This window comes from Nonomuraea sp. NBC_00507, from assembly GCF_036013525.1.
GTDB lineage: Bacteria > Actinomycetota > Actinomycetes > Streptosporangiales > Streptosporangiaceae > Nonomuraea.
Genome location: NZ_CP107853.1, coordinates 4,933,283 through 4,953,658, shown reverse-complemented (window position 1 = coordinate 4,953,658; position 20,376 = coordinate 4,933,283). Strand labels below are relative to the sequence as shown.

The window sequence follows — 20,376 nt, the reverse complement described above, 5'->3', positions numbered from 1 at the left end:
GCGACACCTAATGTCCTCGCAATCAGCGAACAAGTTGCGAAATATTTTCGTAACGGCTAGGCCCATTTCGCATACCCCGTGAACGATTTCGTGAAGAGAAGTGAGGCCATGAAGAGCGAGCCCCGGTTCCTGATCAACGGCGAGCTGCTTGACGAGAGCACGCTCCCGCATGTCTGGAGCAGGTGTATCGGCGCCGGGCGGGCGAACGAGGCGCTGCGCGCGGACTGGCGACAGCAGTTCGCCGAGGTCGTCGCCGCGGCGGGAATCGAGTACATCCGCTTTCACGGCGTCTTCCACGACGACATGTTCGTCTACCGGGAGAGCTACGGCGGCGGTTTCGGCCCGGACGCGCCCCTCCCCTCGCCCGTGTACACCTTCAGCTACGTCGACAAGGTCTTCGACTTCCTCCTGGACTGCGGCGTCCGGCCCTTCGTCGAGCTGGGCTTCATGCCGCGCGAGCTGGCGACGCAGACCGAGACCGTGTTCTGGTGGGGCGCTCACTGCAGCCCGCCCAAGGACATGGCGCGCTGGGGCGAGCTGGTCACGAGGTCGGTCGAGCACTGGATCGACCGGTACGGCCTCGCCGAGGTGCGGGAGTGGCGCTTCGAGGTGTGGAACGAGCCGAACCTGGTCCCGCACTTCTGGACCGGCACGAAGACCGAGTACTTCGAGCTCTACGAACAGACCGTGCGGGCGATCAAGAGGATCGATCCGGCTTTGAAGGTGGGCGGGCCCTCGACGAGCGTCTTCGTGCCCGACGACCGCTACAAGGGCGAGAGCGAGGATCGCTCCGCGATGCTCGAGACGGCCGGCGCGGCCGACGTGGACGCGCTCGACTGGCGCCCGGTCTGGATCGAGGACTTCATCGCCTGGTGTGCGGAGCGCGAACTCCCGATCGACTTCATCTCCACCCACCTGTACCCCACCGACTTCGCGTACGGCGCCGACGGCGAGGCGGTGCAGATCACCCGGTACGCCGATGCCACGTTCGACGACCTGACCCTGCTGCGCAAGCTCGTGCAGAACAGCGCCTATCCCGAGGCGGAGATCCACATCAGCGAGTGGTCGACGTCGCCGTCGGCCCGCGACTTCATCCACGACACGCTGTTCGCGGCGACCTACATCACGCGGGCGTACCTGAAGTGCGCGACCCTCGCCGACTCCATCGCCTACTGGACCTTCACGGACGTGTTCGAGGAGGGGGGCGCCGGCATCGGACCGTTTCATGGCGGGTTCGGACTGGTGAACGAGGCGGGCACCCACAAGCCCACGTACCACGCGTTCGCGATGCTGGAACGGCTCGGCGACCGGCTGCTCCTCGCGACGTCCGACGGTGTCGTGACCCGTGACAGCCGGACGTCGGCCGTGTCGGCGGTGTTCTTCAACTATCCCGAGGCCATGGCCATGAGGGGTCTCAGCTCGCAGAACTCGTACCCGGCGACACGCGCGCTGGCCAAGGTGGGGCCGAGCCGGAGGATCCACCACTCGATCGGCGGCCTGGAGCCTGGCACGACGTTCCTCGTCGAGGTCCTGGACTGGGAGCACGGGAACGTCGCCGAGGCCTGGTACCAGCTCGGGTCCCCTCTCAACCCGTCCCGGGCCGAGAGCGACTACCTGAGCAAAGTCGCCGACTCGCTCCTCAGATTCACACTGACCGTGCCCGACACCGGTGTGCTGAACCTCGATGTCGAACTGACGCCCTGGGCGGTGATGTCGTTGAGTCAGTCGGCATGACCGCGCCACGCAGCGCCGCAAGGTGGACAGGCCCTCACGGGTGAGGCGGGCACGCAGCACGCGGCCCGCGCCGGGCTGCGGGTCTCGACGGATGAGACCGCGTCGTTCGAGGTCGCGGATGACGAGGCTCATCGCCTGTGGAGTGACGAAGGCGATGCGGGCCAGATCCGCCGAGGACGGCCCGTCGCGTAGTCGCAGCTCGCTCAGCGCCATGTACTCGGTGGTCGTGACGCCGTGCCGGGCGAGAGCCTCGTCCAGGCGGCCTCGGATGTAGCGCTCCAGCCGGAAGACCAGATAGTTCACCCGCGGCGTCGGGGAGTCGGGCGAGCAGGGGAAATGCGCCGCCGCACTTCAGGCACCGAGCAGAGGAGGGCGAATGAGACGACTGACCGCGTGGGTGGCCGGTGTCTGCACCGCGGTGTTGTGCGCCGCCTTGACCGCGGCACTCCCCCACCGGCGGTCGTGCTGGCCATGCATGGTTGCGGCGGTTCCGGGCCCGGACTCTACTCCGGCTCGGAGTTCGCCTCCCTCGCCAACCAGTACGGCTTCGTCGTCATCTACCCGTCGGCCTCCAAGAAGGGCAACTGCTTCGACTCCTGGTCGGCCGAGTCGCACCTGCGAGGCGGCGGCATGGAGACCAACATCATGCTCGGCAACTACCCGGACGTCTTCAAGGCCGGGGCCGTGTTCATGGGCGTGCCGCACAGCTGCTTCGCGAACGAGGCCGACTACATCCCCTCACCGTGGTCCGCGCCGCCTACCCCGGTTACACCGGTGCGTGGCCGCGCGTGCAGCTCTGGCACGGCACGAACGACACCCTCGTCTACTACGCCACGCTGCAGCAGCAGATCGACCAGTGGACCAACGTCTTCGGCCTCAGCCAGACGCCCACCAGCACGGACACACCACAGGCCAACTGGAACCGCCGCCGCTACGCCCACTCCCCCGACCGGCGCCTGCCGGGTCACGTACACACCCAGCACCTGGAACAACGGGTTCACCGCCACCGTCACCCAGCAAGGCGCCCAGGTGACCGCGCGCAACGCCCCCTATAACGCCACTGTCGCCGCCGGAGCCGCCGTCACCTTCGGCTTCCAGGCCACCTATAGCGGGACGAACACGGCACCCGCGCAGTTCGCCCTCAACGGCACGGTCTGCTCCCCCGCCGCCTAAATGACGCCGACGCTTCGCCGCCGGCGGCCTCGTCGGTGAGGTCGCCACGTGCCATGGCGAAGGCCTATCAGGATCGCAGACCACGTTCAGCGCCGGACGCCCACGCGGTTGTGCCGCCGTGCGAGGCCGATCCAGGCCGCGAGGGCGGCGAGCGCCGCGAGTACGATGATGCCGATCTTGAGGGGAGTCCCCACCGCGCCTTCGTCGTCCACCACGGTCGTCGCCGCAGCGGCCTTGTTCTGCGCGGGCGCCGTCGCCCGGTCCGGTGTGGGAGCGGTCGCGGCCACCGGCGCGGCGGCGACCACGCCCGCCTTCACCTTCACCGTCGCTTTCGCCTTGGAGGGCTCGGTCGCGGTCACGGTGACCCGCCACTCGCCACTCGGCAGCGGCTCGGCGGAGCGGTAGAGGTTCTGGCCCTCGCTTGCCGACCTGAGCGGGACCGGGCCGAAGGACCGGCCGTCGGCCGAGGTCGCGGTCAGCGTCGCCTCGACGATCTCCGTGACGGGATGGCCGTCCTTCTTATACGTCACCACCACGTTGACGTTGTCGGCGCCATCTCCCGTCACCTCCAGCTTGATCGGTCCGCCATGAGCGGAGGCCGCCGGTGCGCCGAGCACCAACGCGAGCCCGGCCAGGAGGACGGTGAGGACATATGCGGGTGCCCTTTTCACGAGTGGTGACTCCCCTCGGGTTCGGTGTCGGGGGTGAGCGCCCCTTCGCCGGGTGATGTCGGTAGGAACACGTGCTGGTGACCGTAGCCCGCGTCGATGTTCAGGGCGTCGAGAGCGGTTGCTCCGATCGACCAGGTGAAGAGCGCGGTGGCGCGCTGCCGTACGGCCAGGTCCATGGCTGCGGTGCGAGCCGGTCCGGTGAGGTCCCGCGCGGCCGCGTAGGTGTCGACGGTCGTGGCGATCTGCTGTACGGCGGAGGCGAGACTCGACCTCGCCACGTTGGTGGCGGTCTCACCGGACGGCGGGTCGGCGAAGCCTTGGACGGCCGCGGCGGCCGCCTTCTGCCAGGTCCCGACGTCGGCGGCGGTCACCGCGACGGGCCCCGCGGTGCCGTCGGCGGGCATGGCCCGGCCCAGCCCGTCGAGCATGGGGAGGAGCCGGACCCGCGTGCTGCGGGCCAGCTCCGTCAGCGCCTTGATCTGCGTCTTGTCGCGGAGGGCGGACTCGGCACGGAGGCGATCGGCCGTCTGCTCGATCGAGCTCGGCCGGGTCACCCCGAACACCACACCGCCGGAGACGATCGCGCCGAGCGCGAACGCGACCGCGAGGGCGAGCACGCGGCCCTGAAGGGAACGCTGTACCGGCGTCGGTTGCCTGGCCTTAAAGGCACGCCGTACCGGCGTCGATTGCCTGGGTCGGTTGATGGTGGCCACCTCCTGAGGGGCGGATGTCGACGGTGCTCACGCCTCCTGAGGCGTTCCCCGGGTGTGGAGCATGATCAGCTTCTCGATCCGCCTGCGGCGCCAGGCGGCGAGCACCCGGATGGCGAAGAAGGCGAGGACGAGGAGGGCGAGGAGGGCGAGCTGCGGCCACGGTAGTGCCCAGACCGTGGTGTCGATCGCCACCCTTTCGGCGGTGACGCCCGGGACCGGCTTGCCCGCGGGCGAGGGGATCGCCGCGATCGTCGTACCGATCGGCCCCAGCGGCCAGGCGCCGGGCACCCGTGCGACGAACGTGCGGCTGCCGCCCGGCATGATCTCCCTGGCCTTGGCCGCGGACGGGTCACTCCAGCTGCTCTCACCCACGAAGGTGGACGTCAGGACTCGGTTGTCCGTGACCAGCCGGACGTTGCCGGCGTTGGCCACGGTGTAGGTCACCTCGACGGATCCCGCGGCGAAGGGGTTCCACGACCCCGTGTATTCGGCCCGCACGTCGGTCACGGCGACCTTGGCCACATAGTCGCCGGTGACGCGGATGTTCAGGCGGACGCCCACCCGGTTCTGGACCCGCACCTGACCGGAGATCGTCTCCAGGGACGCGGTCACACCCGCGGGGTGATCTCCAGGAGTCGCGTTCTGCGGGATCGACACCTTCACCGGCACGACGGAGGTGGCTCCGGCGGCGGTGGTCACCTTGTCGGGAACCTCCAGCCATGCGCCGCCGTCGACCGGTTCGGCGTCCGAGGGCCGCATGTCGAAGTAGCCCTTGGAGGTCAGGTAGCCGTCGTTGGCGTCGATCCCGAAGTCGACCGGCTGGGTGGAGCGGTTGATGACCGCCACGTGCTCGATCACCTGTTGTCCGCCGGCGAGTTCGAGATCGATGACGCTGCGGCCGTCGGGACCGTTGGCGTCGGCCGGCACGACCGACCAGGTGATATCGGCGTCGGACGGGGTGGCGAATGCGACCATGGCGACCAGCAGGGTCACGCCCACAGCGTGCAGGGCGGCGAGGCGGGCGAGGGCGCCTCGCGAACGGCTTGTGGTCAACAGAGGTGTCTCCAGTCTCATCGTGGGCGTCCGGAACGTGTGCCACAACGCCGCGCACGTCCCGGAACGCCCACAGCGGGCGAGGGCGTCCTGCCTCCGGTTCAGGACTGGTTGAACAGCGAAAGCGTCAGGGTCGAGTGGTACTCGCCGGCGGCGACGTCGGCAGGAGTCCGCAGGGCGAGGTCGGCGTTGACCTGCCAGGTGCCGATCTCGTCAGCGGAGTTCGCCGTCGACACCAGCAGTTCCTGGCCCTGCAAACCGACGGTGGGTGCTCCGGTGCCGTCGGAGATGACACTGGAGACGGGCTCACCGGCCTCCACCGCCCCGGTGGTGGAGTCGCTCAGCAGGCGCGGCCGCCAACCCAGGTACTGGGGGCCGATGGGCGGCGCGGAACCGCTGGTCGCGGTGAACTGGCTGGCCTGGCCGACGATCGCCCAGAAGTCACCGGCGGGGATCTCCTCGGGACGGCGGCTGTCGGTAACCGTGACCGTCGGCAGGGTGCCGACGAACTGGCGGGCGGCGGCGTTGGATCCCTCCTCCTGCAGGGACACTCCGCCGTTGTCGGCGACGGTCATGGACACTTGACCAGGAGTGGTGTTGGGTTCGATCGTCACCGACACGTCGATGCCGTTCTCGGGGTCGTCGTCCGCCACCGCGGGACCGGCCACGCCGACGCCGGCAGCGGCGAGCGCGACACCGAGCACCGCCGTGGCGAGTATCTGCGTAGTCCTGTTGATCTTCATGTGTTCGCTCCATTGATGGGGGGCGGGGCCGGTCGGCTGATCGGCCGGCCGGCCCCGGTTCTGCTATGGCGGTGCCCCGGCGCTTGGACCGTGGTCTCCGCCGGTGCGGTCAGCGGCAGCTGATCGCCGGGTAGGTGGCGTCGTAGGACGAGGTGACCTGCTCGCCGCCGATCGTCGCGGTCCCCTTCACGGTCACCGTGCCCGCGTCGATCTGCCCGGCCCGGCTGTTGAAGGACTGGTACGCCTGCTTGCCCGGCGCCACGTCAGCCACGGTCTTCGAACCGAACGGGGTGGTCAGCGTCACCGTCGCCGGCACATCGGAGCCGTTGACGGCCGTGACCGCCACGTACGCCGAGGTGCCGATGCAGCGGGACGAGGCAGTGACGGTCAGCTTGACCTGCGACGAGGACGAAGCGATGGTCAGCGTGAGCGTCTTGACCTCCTCGACGTTGCCCGCCTTGTCGGTCGAGCGGTAACGCAGCTCGTGCTGCCCCTCGCCGGTGACGTTGACCGGTTCGCCATAGGCGGTCCAGTTGCCCTCGTCGAGTTGGTACTCGGTCTTGTCGACCCCGCTGCCGCCGTCCTCGTCGGCGGCCTTCAGCGTGACCGAGACCGGACCGGTGAACGCGCCGCCCGCCGGCGGCTGCTCCGGATCGGTCGTCGCCGTCGTCACCGGCGCGGTCTTGTCCTCGTTCGAGGCTCCCTTGGTCAGGTGGAAGTAGTCGAACGTGACCGTCTTCGACGCCGACTGGTTGGTGCCGATGGTGAACACGCCGGCCTTCGCACCGGTGGCCACCGCGCTGTTCTCCACCGGTGCGGAGAGAGCGGTCCAGGTCTGGCCGTCGGAGGAGTAGGAGCCGGTAAAGGTGTTGCCCTCCTTCTTCAGGCGCAGCCACCACACGCCGGTGGTGAGGTTGTTGGCCTGTGGTTGCGGGTTCTGCACGGTTCCGCCGACCTCGCTGCGCAGTTCGATGCTCCGCGCCACCGTCGACCCCGCGGAGTTGGTGGCGAGGAAGTCGAGCTTCACGTAGTCGTCGTCGCCGACGTACACCATCAGGCCGCCCTGCTGGTACTGCTCGTTGACTGCCGAGGCGTCCACCTTGGTCTCCAGCGTCCAGTCGCCGCTCGGCGCCGGCTGCAGAATGAAGTTCTTCGGGCCACTGTTGTCGGTCCCGTAGATGTCACCCTTCGTGGTGTCGAGCTCCAGGTTGCCGTTGCTCACGCGCGCCGCCGTGGCGTCGGGGCGCACGATCGCGTTCCAGCGGCAGGCATCGAGCGCGGTGCCGTTGAACTCGTCGTTCGGGTCCGGCGCGGTCTCCTTGTCGTCCGGCGTGATGTGGAACCAGTCGAAGGACGCGTCCACCACCGGGTGGTTGGCCCCGGCCAGCGAGAGCAGGCCGATCTTCGGATTGGTGATCCCGGAGAGCGACTTGGTCTGCGGCATCGCGGTGAACGTGGTGCCGTCCGGCGAGTAGTGGGCGGTGATGTTGGTGCCGTCGCTGACGAACCGCACGTACACCGTGTCGGGGTAGGAGTCCCCGAGGTTGGCCGTGTTGCTCTGCGACACCTCGTTCGGGGCGCCGTTCTCCTCCCGGATGAACTGGAAGATGCGGCTGGCGTGGTTGGAACCCGAGGTCGACCGCGCCTGCAGCACCATCTTGGCGTAGTTGTCGTCGTCGCCGTAGATGATCAGGCCCGCCTGCTGGTACGCGTCACGCGCGTCCAGCGTGAGCTTGGCGGTGGCGGTCCAGGCACCCGACGGCGCCGGCTGCACGACGATGTTCGGCGTGTTGCCGCCCGTGCTGTAGATGTCGGTGGTCGAGGTCGGGATCACGAGCTTGCCGTCCGCGACCTTGAGGTCCTGGTTCTCCCGGATGACCGACCAGCGGTCACGGTCGAGCTGGTCTCCCAGGAAGTCGTCGGAACGGCCGGTGAAGCACACCGTGGCCGGCGCGTCCACCTTGACCGGGACTTGGGCGGTGGCCGACGCGCCCTTGTCGTCGGATACGGTCACCACGGCCGTGTAATTGCCCGGCGCGGTGTAGGAGTAGCTCGCGTCGGCGGTGGTGGGCTCCGGCGCACCGTTCACCCCGAAGTTCCACCTGTAAGTGATCGGGTCGCCTTCGGGGTCGGTCGCCGTCGCCTTGAAGTCGACCTTCAGCGGGGCGACGCCCGTCGCCGGGGTCGCCGTCGCGGTCACGACCGGATGCTGGTTGTCCGTGGCGCCCTTGCCGACGAAGTCGACCCAGTTGAAGTTGACCAGGTAGGCGTTGTCGGCCGCGCTCGCCGGCTTGCGGACCACGAAGTACAGCGGTCCGCTTTCGGTCGGTGGGCTGGTCAGGTTGAGTGTGACGTCGGTGAACGTCTGCCAGCCGCCGGTGGGTGTCACGTCGACCGAGCCGAGCAGCGTGCCGGTCTCGGGGTTGCCCGCCCGGACCTGCACGGTCCCGCCGGCGCCGCCCGAGGAGGCCCGGAGCCGGATCGCGGTGACGTTCGACAGGTTCACCGGGTCGAACGACCACCAGTCGCCGTCCTGGACGAACGCGATGTGCTGGTTGCCGCCCTGGGTGTCGCTCGTGGTCTCCGCCTGGACGCCCGCGGTGTCGGTGCCCTTGCCGTCGGCCACCCGGCCGGTCTGCGAGTAGTGCTCGGCCTGCTTGCGCTTGGGCTGCAGGAGGACCTGGCCCCGACCGGTCAGCGGCCCGGCGCCGCCGGCGCCTGCGTCGGCGTAGCTGGCCTCGATGCCGTATAAGAGGTTGTCGTACTCGCCGTGGCCGGCCTGCTGGGTCTGCAGCACGCCCTCACAGCCCTTGTGCTGGTCGAGCGGGTGGCCGTGGCCGTCGTGGCCGAGGATCGCCTGGATCTGGACCTTGTCGCAGTCGATCGTGCCGTCCTCGGGGTCGGTGACGGTGACCTTGAACTTCACCTGGTCGCCGAACTCGAAGAAGGCGCCGTTCGGCGGGACGTGCACCGAGACGGTGGGGCGGGTGTTGCCCGCGCTGATCGGCACGCTGGCGGTGGCGGTCTTGCCGTCGGTGTTCGTGACGGTCAGGACCGCGTTGTAATCGCCCCCGTCCTCGTAGGTGAAGGAGGGATTGGGGTCGGTGGAGTCGGTGTCACCGTCGCCGTCGAGGTCCCAGGCGTAGGTGAGCGTCTTGCCGTCCGGATCCCGGCTGCCCTCGCTGGAGAACGTGACGGCCAGCGGCAGCGGCCCATCGGTCTTGTCCGCCGTGGCCCGGGCGATCGGCGGGCGGGTGCCCTTGATGTACTCGATGCGGTAGATGCCGGAGTCGGCGTTGTCGCCTCCGAAGCCGGAGCCCCACTCGATCATGTACAGCGCGCCGTCAGGACCGAACTTCAGGTCCATCGGCTTCTTGAACGTCAGGGAGCCGAGGATCGGGTTCATCTCGACGAGCTTGGTGCCGGTCTCGTCGAGCTGGAACGACCACACCTTGTCGTTGTTCCACTCACCGAAGACCGCCTTGCCGTCCCAGTACGCCGGCCACTTCACGTCCGACTGCAGGTTCGGGTCGGAGCGGAAGACCGGGCCGCCCATCGGCGCGCCGCCGCTCAGCTCCGGGAAGTTCTGCGGGTCGGCCGCATAGTGGTACCAGATCGTCGCGGGGATCACCGGCGGCAGGCTGGCCAGGCCGTCGTTGTTCGGCGAGTCGTTGACCGGCGCGGCACAGTTGAACGGCGACCCCGACTGCTTGGTGGCGAAGTTGTAGTCGACGTACGGGGTGTTGTTGCCGACGCAGTACGGCCAGCCGTAGTTGCCCGGCTTCGAGACGATGTTCCACTCGACCGTGTTCTGCGGACCCCGGGTGGAGCTCGCCGAGTTGGCGTCGGGGCCGTACTCACCGAGCATGATGTTGCCCGTCTTGGGGTCGAGACCCATGCGGAACGGGTTGCGGAGGCCCATGCCGTAGATCTCCGGCTTGGTCTTCGCCGTACCCGGCGCGAACAGGTTGCCGGCCGGGATGGTGTAGGTGCCGTCGGTCTCGGGGTGGATCCGCAGCAGCTTGCCGCTCAGGCTGTTGGTGTTGGCCGCGGTGCGCTGGGCGTCCCAGCTGGCGCGGCCCGACTGCTCGTCGAGCGGCGAGTATCCGTCGGAGGCGAACGGGTTGGTGTTGTCGCCCGTGGCCAGCCAGAGATTGCCGGTCTTGGGGTCGATCACCAGGCCGCCGCCGTGGTGGCAGCACTCGGCCCGCTGCACCGGGACGTCGAGGATCTTCTTCTCGCTCGTCAGGTCCAGGGTGTCACCGGTGACGGTGAACCTGCTCAGCCGGTCGACGTTCGTCCCGGTGGGCGAGTAGAAGAGATACACCCAGTGGTTGGAGTCGAAGCCGGGGTCGAGCGCCAGCCCGAGCAGGCCGCTCTCGTTGGCGGTGAAGACGTTCAGCTTCGCCGCCGTCACCGTGCCGCCGGCGGGCTTGATGATCTTGACTTCGCCGAGCCGGTCGATGTAGAAGACCCGGCCGTCCTTGGCGACGTCCACCATCATCGGGTTCGATGTGTTGTCGTCGAGCGTGACCTTCTCGAAGCTGGCGCTCTGCGAGGCCGAGCAGTCGGCCTTGACCGCGCCGGCGGCGGTCTGGATGCCGCCGAGCAGCAGCTTCAGGAAGTTGGGCTCGCTGTAGTTCTCCTTGAGGTGGCCGAGCCCGGTGTACCACGAACGGCCGCCGTCGTAGTCCTGACACCACGTGTTCGGGTGGTCGGCGCCCATCGTGGCGCCCGTGTAGGACTTCTCGTCCATCGACGTCAGCACGTGGACCGTGCCACGCGGGTTCGCCTGGTAGTCGTACCACTCGTCGGTACGGGTCCAGGTCGCCGGCAGATCCTTGGTCGACGGATGCGCCGGGTCCTCGACCTTGACCGTGGCCTGCTGGATCGCCGGGTGCTGCTTGAAGTACGCCCCGACCAGCTTGCCGTACCAGGCCCAGTTGTACCCACTGTCGGCGGCGGCGTGGACGCCTACATACCCGTTGCCTTTCTGGATGTACCGCTGGAAGGCGTCCTTCTGCTCCTGCGTACCCAGCGGGTCACCGGTCGTGGACATGAAGACCACGGCCTGGTACTGCGCCAGGTTCTGGTCCGTGAACAGGGCGCTGTCCTCGGTCGTGTCGACCGCGAAATTGTTCTCCTGGCCGAGCTTCTGCACGGCCGCGATGCCCTCGGGGATCGAGTCGTGCCGGAAGCCGGTTGTCTTCGAGAAGACGAGCACCTTGAAATCGGGCTCCGCCGCCGTGGCGGCCTCGGCACTGACTGGCGCCGAGAGGAGCATGAGGAAAGGGGCGACGAGGGCTAAGGCCATCGTGGTCGCGGTTCGACGTCTCGGGCGTCGTCGTCCGCTTTCTGGCAGGGCCGCGTTGAGCAGCTTGGCCCACGTTCGATGACGTGGTGACATGTAAAACCCTTCCTGACCGGGGGGACGTCAGGCAAGGCGCGCGCCGCCGCGCTTGTTGCCACTTGGTGGTAGCGGATAGTGCGGGTGCTGGAGGGTGCCGTCTCCAGGTCTGTGGGGGCCGTCAGTAAGGTGCCGGCCGAGGTGGTGAGTCCATGATCGTTGTCGGATCGTCGATGATGTGATTGACCACCATGCTCGCGGCGCCGCGGGAGGCGGCGCCGAAGCCGAGCGTGGAGGCGACGAATCGGCACTGGGCGGCGGGGGCGGCCACCACGAGCCGTTGCAGCTGACCCTGCGCGTGTGGGAGCAGCCACTGCGCCAGTGAGGCGAAGTAGCCCCCGATGACGATCACTCGCGGGTTGAACAGGTTGGCCACGATCGAGCCACCGAGCCCGAGCCACTCGCCGACCTGTGCCACCGCCATCATCATCCGCCGGTCGCCCGAGGCCAGGCCCCTGGCGATGTCGGCCACCCGCTCACCGGGGTCGGGCACCGGCATGCCGGGCAACCCGTAGGCCTGCTCGGGCATGGCCGCCCGTACGAGCGCAGCCAGGCCGACTTTGGTCTCCCAGCAGCCGATGCGGCCACAGCCGCACTGGGTGCCGCTCGGGTCTACCTGCAGATGTCCGACCTCACCGGAGAATCCGTCCGCTCCGCGCAGGAGTTCGCCGCCCGAGATGATGCCGCCGCCGACGCCGACCTCGCCGGTGAGGTAGACCAGGTGGGGCGTGCCGGCGGCGACGCCCGAGGTGTATTCGGCCAGCGCGGCGAGGTTCGCGTCGTTGTCCACCCGCACCGGCACGCTCAGCGGGCCGAGCATGGAGCTCAGCTGGTCGGCCAGGGGCAAATCGTGCCAGTACAGGTTCGGCGCGAGCGTCACGACGCCGCGTGTCACGTCCACGAGTCCGGGGACGGCCACCGCGATGCCGGCGGGGACCGCTCCGGCCCGCCGCATCGCCTCCACGGCCTCCTTGGCCACGAGCCCGAGCCGGCGCACGGCGCTGTCCGGGCCGTTGCCCATGGCGTCGTAGACCACCCGGCGCTCGACCAGGACCCGGCCGCTGAGGTCGGTGCCGTGGACCGCGATGTAGTCGACGTTGATCTCCATGCCCAGAGCGCCGACGTGCGCGCCGTGCAGCGCCACCGCCCGCCTGGGACGCCCGATCGCCCCCACATGCTCGACGCCGACCTCCCGCACCAGTCGCCGTTCCAGGAGCTCGGCCATGAGGTTGGAGACGGTGGCCCGATGCAGTCCGGTCGCCTCGGCGATGTCGGAACGGGACAGGGAGGTGTGGTCACGCAGCTCGCGCAGCACCAGCGTGAGGTTCGCCCGGCGCAGCGCGGCGGGACCCGCCGGTGGAGCCCCGCCTGGAGGGCGGGTGAAGGGTGGCCTGTAGGTCACGCGCGCCACCTGCCCTTTGTTTGTCTCTGAGATCAATTAATCGGAGTTGTAACACGCGAATGTCCGGCCGTGCACCCCTCGAGTTCGTAACGAGTTGGCATCGCTCACTTCCGTGCACTTCAGCCGCTATCCCGGCTCCAGTTATCGGAACGTTACGCAACTTGCAACCGATTTCCCTCTTGTTTCCTCAGGAAGTCGCCTCTTTAATTCGGCTAGCCATGCGAACTAATCGAGGAGGAGCGTGGACCACAGCCGGGCCGACGGCCATGCGACCGACTCGATGAGTCGCGGCGGGTCCGCGGGAGCTCCTGCGGACCAGGCCACCGTGCGCCGCTCCAACCTCGCCCTCGTGCTGCGTCACGTGAGTGCGTGCGGCCCGTGCTCCCGGTCGGCCGTCGCCGTCGCGACCGGGTTGAAAAAGGCCACCGTCACCAGTCTGGTGAGCGAGTTGCAGGCGCGCGGCCTGGTCAAGGAGATGGGGCCGCAGTACGCGGGCTCCGTCGGCCGCCCGGGTGTCGCGCTCGGCCTGGACGGCTCCCGGGTCGGTGCCCTGGGCCTGGAAGTCAACGTCGACTACATCGCCGCGATCGCCACGGACCTGGCGGGGAGGGTGCTCATTGACCGGCGCATCGGTTTCGACGCCATGGGCTCCGGCCCGGAACGCTCGCTGGACGCGCTGGCCCGCATGGTCGAGAAGACCGTCGCCGACCTCGACCGGCTCGGCGTCACGCCGGCCGGGATCACCGTGGCCGTCCCCGGTCTGATCGACACCACGACCGGCACCGTCGTCGTCGCCCCGAACCTCGGCTGGCGCGGGGTGGCGGTGGCCGAGCGGCTGTCCCAAGCGGACATCGCGGGGGACATCCCCATCGCGGTGGACAACGACGCCAACCTCGCCGCCCTGGCCGAGTACACCTGGGGCGTCGCGGCGGGCACCTCGGACCTGGTCTACCTCACAGGCGAGGTGGGCGTCGGCGGCGGCATCATATCCGGCGGCCGGCTGCTGGGCGGAGCGGACGGTTTCGCGGGAGAGGTCGGCCACGTCATGATCGATCCGTCCGGTGAGCCGTGCCGCTGCGGCCGTGTCGGCTGCTGGGAGACCAAAGTCGGGCTGGACGCGCTGGTCCGCATGGCCACGCCCGACCGCGCGTACGGCACGGGCCCACAGGTCGTCGGCGACCCGGAGGAGCGGCTGGCCGAGATCGAGCAGCGGCGAGCCGAAGGGGATCCCCGCGTCGACGCCGCCGTCGCAGAGGTGGGCCGGTGGCTCGGGATCGGGGCGGCCATGCTGGTCAATCTCTTCAACCCGCGGGTGATCGTGCTGGGCGGGTACTTCGCCAGGCTCGCCGACCGGCTCATCCCTGTGGCGCAGCAGGAGCTGGCACGTCTGGCCATGAGCGGCGCCGGCGAGCGCTGCCGCTTCGCCGCCTCCGACCTCGGCTTCGGCGCCGCCTCACGTGGAGCGGCCGGAGTCGTCGTCGAACGAGCATTGTCCGACCCCACAAGCATCTCCGTCCACATGTCTCCAGCCATCGGGGTGATCGAGGGAACCCCGATGGCCTGATCGCCACACCCACCCTGACCCGCGTGTCCGCCACGCGGTCCCCGACCTGTCCCTGCCCCCGCAACGTCCCGTCCGCCTGCCGTCCTGTTCCGCATCGCGTGGGCACACCCCGCCCATCCCGCGTGCCGCGGCCATGACGCATGCGGTCAAGCGGACGGGAAGCGCCAGTGCCCTTTCCCACCGTGCCCTTTGCCCGGTGCGCTTTGTCCCGTGCTCTTTGCCCCGTGCCCTTCCCCACCCCAGAACGTCCCGCCCGCCTGATCGGTGCCTGAAGCCGCAGCGGCACCGTTGACGCCGAACTCGGTGCCGTCGCGGCGGTGCCTACCGGCACCGTCAGGCGGGCGGGACCACGGCCACACCGTTACCGAGGGAGGCCCCTGTGCCGCGGTCACCATCCGACTCGTCATCTCTGCTCGTGATGCGAGGAATCATCAAGCAGTTTCCCGGCGTGCGCGCTCTGGACGGCGTGGATCTCGAGGTCAGAGCCGGAGAGGTGCACTGCCTGCTCGGCCAGAACGGCGCCGGGAAGTCCACGCTCATCAAGATCCTTTCCGGTGCCCACGAACCCGATGAGGGCGAGGTGCTGCTCGGCGGCTCCCCCGTACGGCTGGCGCCGCCGACCGCGGCGATGGGTCACGGGATCGCCACCATCTACCAGGAACTCGATCTGGTGGACGGGTTGAGCGTGACGGAGAACATCTTCCTCGGCCACGAGATGGCGACCTTCGGATTCTCCCACCGGGCCGAGGCCGACCGGGCGGCGGCCGAGCTGCTCAAGCGGCTGGGACACGGCGAGATCCGTCCCCGCACCGAGGTGGGCTGGCTGTCGCCGGCGCACAAGCAGATCGTCAGCATGGCCAGGGCGCTGTCGCACTCGGCCCGGCTGATCATCATGGACGAGCCGTCGGCCGCGCTGGACCACGACGAGGTCGGCAATCTGTTCCGAGTGATCCGCGACCTCACTTCCCAGGGCGTGGCGGTGATCTACATCTCCCACCGGCTGGAGGAGATCCGCGAGATCGGCGACCGGGTCACTGTGCTGAAGGACGGTCGCACGGTCGCGGTGGGGCTGGTGGCCAAGGACACCCCGACCTCGCAGATCGTGGCGCTGATGACTGGTCGCAACGTCGAGTACGTCTTCCCGCCCCGGCCGGGCAGGGACGCCCACGAAGGGCGGCCTGAGGTGCTGCGGGTGGAGAACCTGACGCTGCCCGGCCGGTTCGCGGACGTGTCGTTCAGCATCAGGGCCGGGGAGATCGTCGGCCTGGCCGGCCTGGTCGGCTCCGGTCGCAGCGAGATCATCGAGGCGATCTACGGCGCGCGGCGGGCCGGCGGCCGGGTCGTGCTCGATGGGCAGACGGTGCGGCCGGGCAGCACGACCCGCGCGGTGCGGATGGGCATGGGCCTGGCGCCAGAGGAGCGCAAGACGCAGGCGTTGCTGCTGGATCACTCCGTCGCGCAGAACATCACGCTGGCGAGCCTGAGCCGCTACACCAAGCCACGGTGGCTGGGCTGGCTCGACCGCCGGACCGAGTTCGCCGAGGCCCAACGACTGTCGGAGGTGCTGGACATCCGTCCGCCCGATCCGCGCCGGCCGATCAGGACCTTGTCGGGCGGCAACCAGCAGAAGGCGGTGCTGGGACGCTGGCTGGCGGAGGACCGCAAGCTGCTGTTGCTGGACGAGCCCACACGTGGTGTGGACGTCGGCGCCCGGGCCGAGCTGTATGCGCTGGTGCGCAAGCTGGCCGACGACGGCATCGGCGTGCTGCTGGTCTCCAGCGAGGTGCCCGAAGTGCTCGGCCTGGCCGACCGCGTGCTGGTCATCCGCGAGGGCCGGATCGTCTGTGAGGCGCCGGCCGAGGACCTGGACGAGCACCGGGTGCTCGACCTGGTGATGGTCTCCGCAGGACACATGTCCGGGTCCGATGTGGCGAATCCCCCCTCCGAAGGAGCATTTCATGGCTGAGGTTGATCAGGCCGCGCCGGCCGGTCCGCGCGTGAAGATGGCGGGACCGGGCGGGCGGTTCGGCCGGCTGGGTGAGGTCCGGCATCTGGGGCTGGTCGCGGCGCTCGTACTGCTGGCGATCGTGGGAGTGGTGACGAGGCCGGAGAACTTCGCCACGTCCTCCAACCTGGTGAGCATCCTGGCGCTGGCCTCGACCATCGGCGTGATCACCGTGGGCATGACGTTCGTGATCATCGGTGGTGGCATCGATCTGTCGGTGGGCGCGCTGATGGCGTTGGCGTCGGTGTGGGCGACCACGCTGGCGACGCAGTCCTACGGGCCGGTCGTGATGATCGTGTGCGCGGTGCTGGTGGGCACCGGCGCGGGCCTGCTGAACGGGTTCTTGATCGCCTATGGGCGGATGGTGCCGTTCATCGCGACGCTGGCGATGATGGTGGCCGGGCGGGGCCTGGCGCAGCGGATGTCCGACCAGCGCACGCAGCTGGTGCAGCCTGACAACTCGATGATCGTGAGCCTGTCGACCACGCGGGTGCTCGGGCTGCCGCTGCTGGTGTACGCGTTCGCGCTGGTGGTGCTGCTCGGCTGGGTGGTGCTCAACCGCACGACGTTCGGCCGGCGCACCTACGCGGTGGGCGGCAACCCCGAGGCGGCCCGCCTGGCCGGCATCGACGTGCATAAGCACACGCTGCTGCTGTACGCCCTGTCGGGGTTGTGCTGCGGGATCGCCGCGGTGCTGATCATGGCCCGGACGACGACCGGGTCGTCCACGCACGGAGACCTGTACGAGCTGGACGCGATCGCCGCGGTGATCATCGGCGGGACGCTGCTGACGGGCGGCCGGGGCACGATCATCGGGTCGATCCTCGGCCTGCTGATCTTCACTGTGATCACCAACCTGTTCATCCTGAACGGCCTGAACACCGCCGACCAGCTCATCGCCAAGGGCGCGATCATCGTCGCCGCCGTGTTGCTGCAGCGGCGAAGCCTCAAAACACACACCTGATACCAGGGCCGGATCGCAAACCCTTCCGGCTACAGCAAGGAGAGAACACATGGACAAGAACGTCGCCCGGCGCGGCTTCCTCTTCAGCGGCGCCGCCCTCGGCGCGGGTGCCCTGGTCAGCGCCTGCACCAGCAACGACCCGGCCGCCACCCAGCAGGGTGCACAAGCGAGCGCGCCGGCCGCCGCTCCCACGGCCAACAGCGGCAACGACGCCCCCGGCGACAAGGTCGTCATCGGCTTCTCGGCACCGGCCGCCGACCACGGCTGGATCGCCGCCATCAGCAAGAACGCGGCGGACGCGGCCAAGCAGTACTCCGACGTCGAGTTCAAGCCGGTCGAGCCGACCAACGACATCAACCAGCAGATCTCGGCGGTGGAGTCGCTGATCCAGGCGAAGGTCAACGTGCTGGTGATCCTGCCGAACGACGGCCAGCAGCTCAACCAGGTCGCCCGGCAGGCCATGGACGCGGGCATCCCGGTGGTCAACGTGGACCGCGTCTTCCCGGACAAGCTGTCGTACCGGGCCTGGATCGGGGGTGACAACTACGGCATGGGTGTGGCTGCCGGCCACCACATCGGGAAGGCGCTGAAGGACAAGGGCGTCTCCAACCCGGTCATCCTCGAGATCCAGGGCATCGCCACACTGCCGCTGACCCAGGACCGCAGCAAGGGCTTCGCCGACGCCCTGAAGACGTACGGCTTCACGGTGACCGCGCAGCAGGACGCCAAGTTCACGGTGGAGTCCGGCACACAGGTGGCCAGCAACCTGCTGCAGGCGCACAAGAAGATCGACGCGATCTGGAACCACGACGACGACCAGGGCATCGGCGTGCTGGCCGCGATCAAGGAGGCCGGTCGCGACGAGTTCTTCATGGTCGGCGGCGCGGGCTCGGCCAACGCGATGCGTGACATCCAGGCCGACAGCGGCGTGCTGAAGGCCACCGTCACCTATCCCCCGACCATGGCCGCCTCGGCGATCAAGATCGCCCGGCTGATCGCCCAGGACAAAGGCATGAGCGACCTGCTGGAGCAGCAGGTGCCGCAGTCGATCACCCTGGCTTCGGAGACCATCACCAAGGACAACGCCGCCCAGTACCTGCCCCTGGGGTTCGAGTCATGAGGACCGTCATGCCGTTCGAACCCGTCATGGTGGCCGTGGCCGGCGGATCCGCCGAGGCGACCGCGCAGGCAGCCGAGAAGCTGGGGTGGGCCCACGCGGAGGCCGGCTGGAAGCGCCTGCTCGACCGCGACGACGTGCAGATCGTCGACATCTGCACGCCCGGCGACTCGCACGCCGAGATCGCCGTCGCGGCGCCGGCGGCCGGCAAGCACGTCCTGTGCGAGAAACCGCTCGCCAACACCGTGGCCGTGGCCGAGGCCATGGCCGCGGCGGCGAAGGAGGCGGCCGCTCGCGGCGTGCGCAGTATGGTCGCCTTCGAGGCGAGCGGCTGACCGGGGTGGCGCCGATGACCGAGACCTTCGTCAAGGAGCGTCCTCTGGCAGCCGGCTCGGCCGGGCTCTCGGTCGGCGGCGGAACCGGGAGGGGCGCGGTCACCGTGGACGAAAACGACCTGTGGTTCCACGACGACACCATGGCCAGCGCCGAGCACGGATTCCGGCGAGTGCAGGTCACCGAGCCGGGCCACCCGTACGCCGGGGCGTGGTGGCCGCCAGGTCACGGCCTCGGGTACGAGCACGCCTTCGTCCACGAGACGAAGGACTTCCTGGAGGCGATCGCCGCTGGCAGCGACCCCACACCGTCCGTTGAGGACGGCCTGCGGGTGCCGGCGACCATCGAGAAGAGCGCGGCTGAGGGCAGCCGCTTCACGACCGTGGAGGGTTCATGACGAGACCGGTCACGTTGTTCACCGGGCAGTGGGCGGACCTGCCGTTCGAGGAGGTCTGCCGGCTGGCTTCGGAATGGGGCTACGACGGCCTGGAGATCGCCTGCTGGGGCGACCACTTCGAGGTCGACAAGGCCCTCGCGGACGACTCCTACATCGAACGCAAGAAGGAGACCCTGGCCAAGTACAACCTCGGGGTGTGGACGATCTCCAACCACCTGGTCGGCCAGGCGGTCTGCGACCACCCCATCGACGAGCGCCACAAGGGCATCCTGCCCGCCCGCATCTGGGGCGACGGCGAACCCGAAGGCGTACGGCGGCGCGCCGCCGAAGAGATCAAGAACACCGCCCGGGCGGCGGCCGCACTCGGCGTCACCACCGTGGTCGGCTTCACCGGCTCGTCGATCTGGCACACGCTGGCGATGTTCCCGCCGGTGCCCCCGTCGATGATCGAGGCGGGGTACGCCGACTTCGCCGGCCGGTGGAACCCGATCCTCGACGTCTTCGACGAGGTGGGGGTGCGCTTCGCCCACGAGGTGCACCCCAGCGAGATCGCCTACGACTACCACACCACGGTGCGGACGCTGGAGGCCATCGGGCACCGGCCGGCCTTCGGGCTCAACTGGGATCCCTCGCACATGGTGTGGCAAGACCTGGACCCGGCGAACTTCATCCTCGACTTCGCCGACCGGATCTACCACGTGGACTGCAAGGACGCCCGGGTGGCGACCCGCGACGGACGGCGCGGTCGCCTGGCCTCCCACCTGGCCTGGGCCGACCCCCGGCGCGGCTGGGACTTCGTGTCCACCGGCCGGGGCGACGTGCCGTGGGAGGCGTGCTTCCGGGCGCTCAATCACATCGGCTACGACGGCCCGATCTCCATCGAGTGGGAGGACGCGGGCATGGACCGGCTGCACGGCGCGCCGGAATCCCTCGCCTACATCCGCTCGCTCAACGCCATCACCCCACCGGTCGCATCCTTCGACGCCGCCTTCTCCTCCGAATAGCACAACACACGCCGGGCGGCGGCCGCATCATGGCCGCCGCCCGCCAGAGCCGACCCGCCGCGGCGCGTTGGCAGCGAGGATGGGTGAACCCCTACG

General features: G+C 69.1%; 15 protein-coding genes and 1 pseudogene. 9 read left to right on the top strand and 7 right to left on the bottom strand.

The window, feature by feature from the left end; translation table 11 throughout:
• Positions 1 to 108 precede the first annotated feature (108 nt).
• Entirely contained in the window at positions 109 to 1,734 is a 1,626-nt protein-coding gene (locus tag OHA25_RS24320; protein ID WP_327589801.1) for a GH39 family glycosyl hydrolase, read from the top strand.
• A 72-nt stretch (positions 1,735 to 1,806) separates the two neighbouring features.
• Here OHA25_RS24320 and OHA25_RS24315 read toward each other — a convergent pair.
• Positions 1,807 to 2,037: pseudogene (locus tag OHA25_RS24315) on the bottom strand (MarR family winged helix-turn-helix transcriptional regulator); the annotation flags it as partial.
• 120 nt (positions 2,038 to 2,157) lie between these two features.
• On the opposite strand from OHA25_RS24315, the gene OHA25_RS24310 reads away from it, so the two are divergent.
• Positions 2,158 to 2,907 (top strand): cellulose binding domain-containing protein, encoded by a 750-nt coding sequence (locus OHA25_RS24310; protein ID WP_327589800.1) that lies wholly within the window; start codon positions 2,158 to 2,160, stop codon positions 2,905 to 2,907.
• Positions 2,908 to 2,993: 86 nt separating this feature from the next.
• Here the strand turns inward: OHA25_RS24310 and OHA25_RS24305 are convergent, their stop codons facing one another.
• The 6 genes from OHA25_RS24305 to OHA25_RS24280 form a co-directional block, all read right to left on the bottom strand.
• Complete coding sequence (locus tag OHA25_RS24305) at positions 2,994 to 3,578, bottom strand: hypothetical protein (protein ID WP_327589799.1); 585 nt, start codon at positions 3,576 to 3,578, stop codon at positions 2,994 to 2,996.
• Positions 3,575 to 4,195, bottom strand: a complete 621-nt coding sequence (locus OHA25_RS24300) for a hypothetical protein (protein WP_327589798.1) — start codon at positions 4,193 to 4,195, stop codon at positions 3,575 to 3,577. The genes OHA25_RS24305 and OHA25_RS24300 overlap by 4 nt, the downstream gene beginning before the upstream one ends.
• A gap of 123 nt (positions 4,196 to 4,318) precedes the next feature.
• The gene (locus tag OHA25_RS24295; protein ID WP_327589797.1) at positions 4,319 to 5,344 is read right to left on the bottom strand and encodes a COG1470 family protein; all 1,026 of its coding nucleotides are present in this window, start codon (positions 5,342 to 5,344) and stop codon (positions 4,319 to 4,321) included.
• Between the two features lie 101 nt (positions 5,345 to 5,445).
• The gene (locus OHA25_RS24290) at positions 5,446 to 6,087 is read right to left on the bottom strand and encodes a hypothetical protein (protein ID WP_327589796.1); all 642 of its coding nucleotides are present in this window, start codon (positions 6,085 to 6,087) and stop codon (positions 5,446 to 5,448) included.
• A gap of 109 nt (positions 6,088 to 6,196) precedes the next feature.
• Positions 6,197 to 11,401 (bottom strand): ThuA domain-containing protein, encoded by a 5,205-nt coding sequence (locus OHA25_RS24285; RefSeq protein ID WP_327589795.1) that lies wholly within the window; start codon positions 11,399 to 11,401, stop codon positions 6,197 to 6,199.
• 214 nt (positions 11,402 to 11,615) lie between these two features.
• Positions 11,616 to 12,896 carry an ROK family transcriptional regulator gene (locus OHA25_RS24280; protein WP_327589794.1) on the bottom strand — a complete coding sequence of 427 codons (1,281 nt, stop codon included), beginning with the start codon at positions 12,894 to 12,896 and terminating at the stop codon, positions 11,616 to 11,618.
• Positions 12,897 to 13,137: 241 nt separating this feature from the next.
• On the opposite strand from OHA25_RS24280, the gene OHA25_RS24275 reads away from it, so the two are divergent.
• The 7 genes from OHA25_RS24275 to OHA25_RS24245 all read left to right on the top strand — a co-directional run bounded on the left by OHA25_RS24275 (position 13,138) and on the right by OHA25_RS24245 (position 20,280).
• Positions 13,138 to 14,460, top strand: coding sequence for an ROK family transcriptional regulator (locus tag OHA25_RS24275; RefSeq protein ID WP_327589793.1), 1,323 nt, complete (start codon positions 13,138 to 13,140; stop codon positions 14,458 to 14,460).
• A gap of 418 nt (positions 14,461 to 14,878) precedes the next feature.
• Positions 14,879 to 16,426: a sugar ABC transporter ATP-binding protein gene (locus OHA25_RS24270; protein ID WP_327591036.1), complete on the top strand. Its 1,548-nt coding sequence runs from the start codon at positions 14,879 to 14,881 to the stop codon at positions 16,424 to 16,426.
• The gene (locus tag OHA25_RS24265) at positions 16,419 to 17,429 is read left to right on the top strand and encodes an ABC transporter permease (protein ID WP_327589792.1); all 1,011 of its coding nucleotides are present in this window, start codon (positions 16,419 to 16,421) and stop codon (positions 17,427 to 17,429) included. The genes OHA25_RS24270 and OHA25_RS24265 overlap by 8 nt, the downstream gene beginning before the upstream one ends.
• A gap of 49 nt (positions 17,430 to 17,478) precedes the next feature.
• Positions 17,479 to 18,549 carry an ABC transporter substrate-binding protein gene (locus OHA25_RS24260; protein WP_327589791.1) on the top strand — a complete coding sequence of 357 codons (1,071 nt, stop codon included), beginning with the start codon at positions 17,479 to 17,481 and terminating at the stop codon, positions 18,547 to 18,549.
• A gap of 8 nt (positions 18,550 to 18,557) precedes the next feature.
• The gene (locus OHA25_RS24255) at positions 18,558 to 18,881 is read left to right on the top strand and encodes a Gfo/Idh/MocA family oxidoreductase (RefSeq protein ID WP_327589790.1); all 324 of its coding nucleotides are present in this window, start codon (positions 18,558 to 18,560) and stop codon (positions 18,879 to 18,881) included.
• Positions 18,882 to 18,895: 14 nt separating this feature from the next.
• Positions 18,896 to 19,276, top strand: coding sequence for a hypothetical protein (locus OHA25_RS24250; protein WP_327589789.1), 381 nt, complete (start codon positions 18,896 to 18,898; stop codon positions 19,274 to 19,276).
• The gene (locus tag OHA25_RS24245) at positions 19,273 to 20,280 is read left to right on the top strand and encodes a sugar phosphate isomerase/epimerase family protein (protein WP_327589788.1); all 1,008 of its coding nucleotides are present in this window, start codon (positions 19,273 to 19,275) and stop codon (positions 20,278 to 20,280) included. The genes OHA25_RS24250 and OHA25_RS24245 overlap by 4 nt, the downstream gene beginning before the upstream one ends.
• Positions 20,281 to 20,376 lie beyond the last annotated feature (96 nt).

What these genes read in the sequence shown, in the direction of transcription:
- OHA25_RS24320 (WP_327589801.1), top strand. Translation starts at nt 109, where the DNA reads ATGAAGAGCGAGCCCCGGTTCCTGATCAACGGCGAGCTGCTTGACGAG.
- OHA25_RS24290 (WP_327589796.1), bottom strand. Translation starts at nt 6,087, where the DNA reads ATGAAGATCAACAGGACTACGCAGATACTCGCCACGGCGGTGCTCGGT.
- OHA25_RS24285 (WP_327589795.1), bottom strand. Translation starts at nt 11,401, where the DNA reads ATGGCCTTAGCCCTCGTCGCCCCTTTCCTCATGCTCCTCTCGGCGCCA.
- OHA25_RS24270 (WP_327591036.1), top strand. Translation starts at nt 14,879, where the DNA reads ATGCGAGGAATCATCAAGCAGTTTCCCGGCGTGCGCGCTCTGGACGGC.
- OHA25_RS24265 (WP_327589792.1), top strand. Translation starts at nt 16,419, where the DNA reads ATGGCTGAGGTTGATCAGGCCGCGCCGGCCGGTCCGCGCGTGAAGATG.
- OHA25_RS24260 (WP_327589791.1), top strand. Translation starts at nt 17,479, where the DNA reads ATGGACAAGAACGTCGCCCGGCGCGGCTTCCTCTTCAGCGGCGCCGCC.
- OHA25_RS24255 (WP_327589790.1), top strand. Translation starts at nt 18,558, where the DNA reads ATGCCGTTCGAACCCGTCATGGTGGCCGTGGCCGGCGGATCCGCCGAG.
- OHA25_RS24250 (WP_327589789.1), top strand. Translation starts at nt 18,896, where the DNA reads ATGACCGAGACCTTCGTCAAGGAGCGTCCTCTGGCAGCCGGCTCGGCC.
- OHA25_RS24245 (WP_327589788.1), top strand. Translation starts at nt 19,273, where the DNA reads ATGACGAGACCGGTCACGTTGTTCACCGGGCAGTGGGCGGACCTGCCG.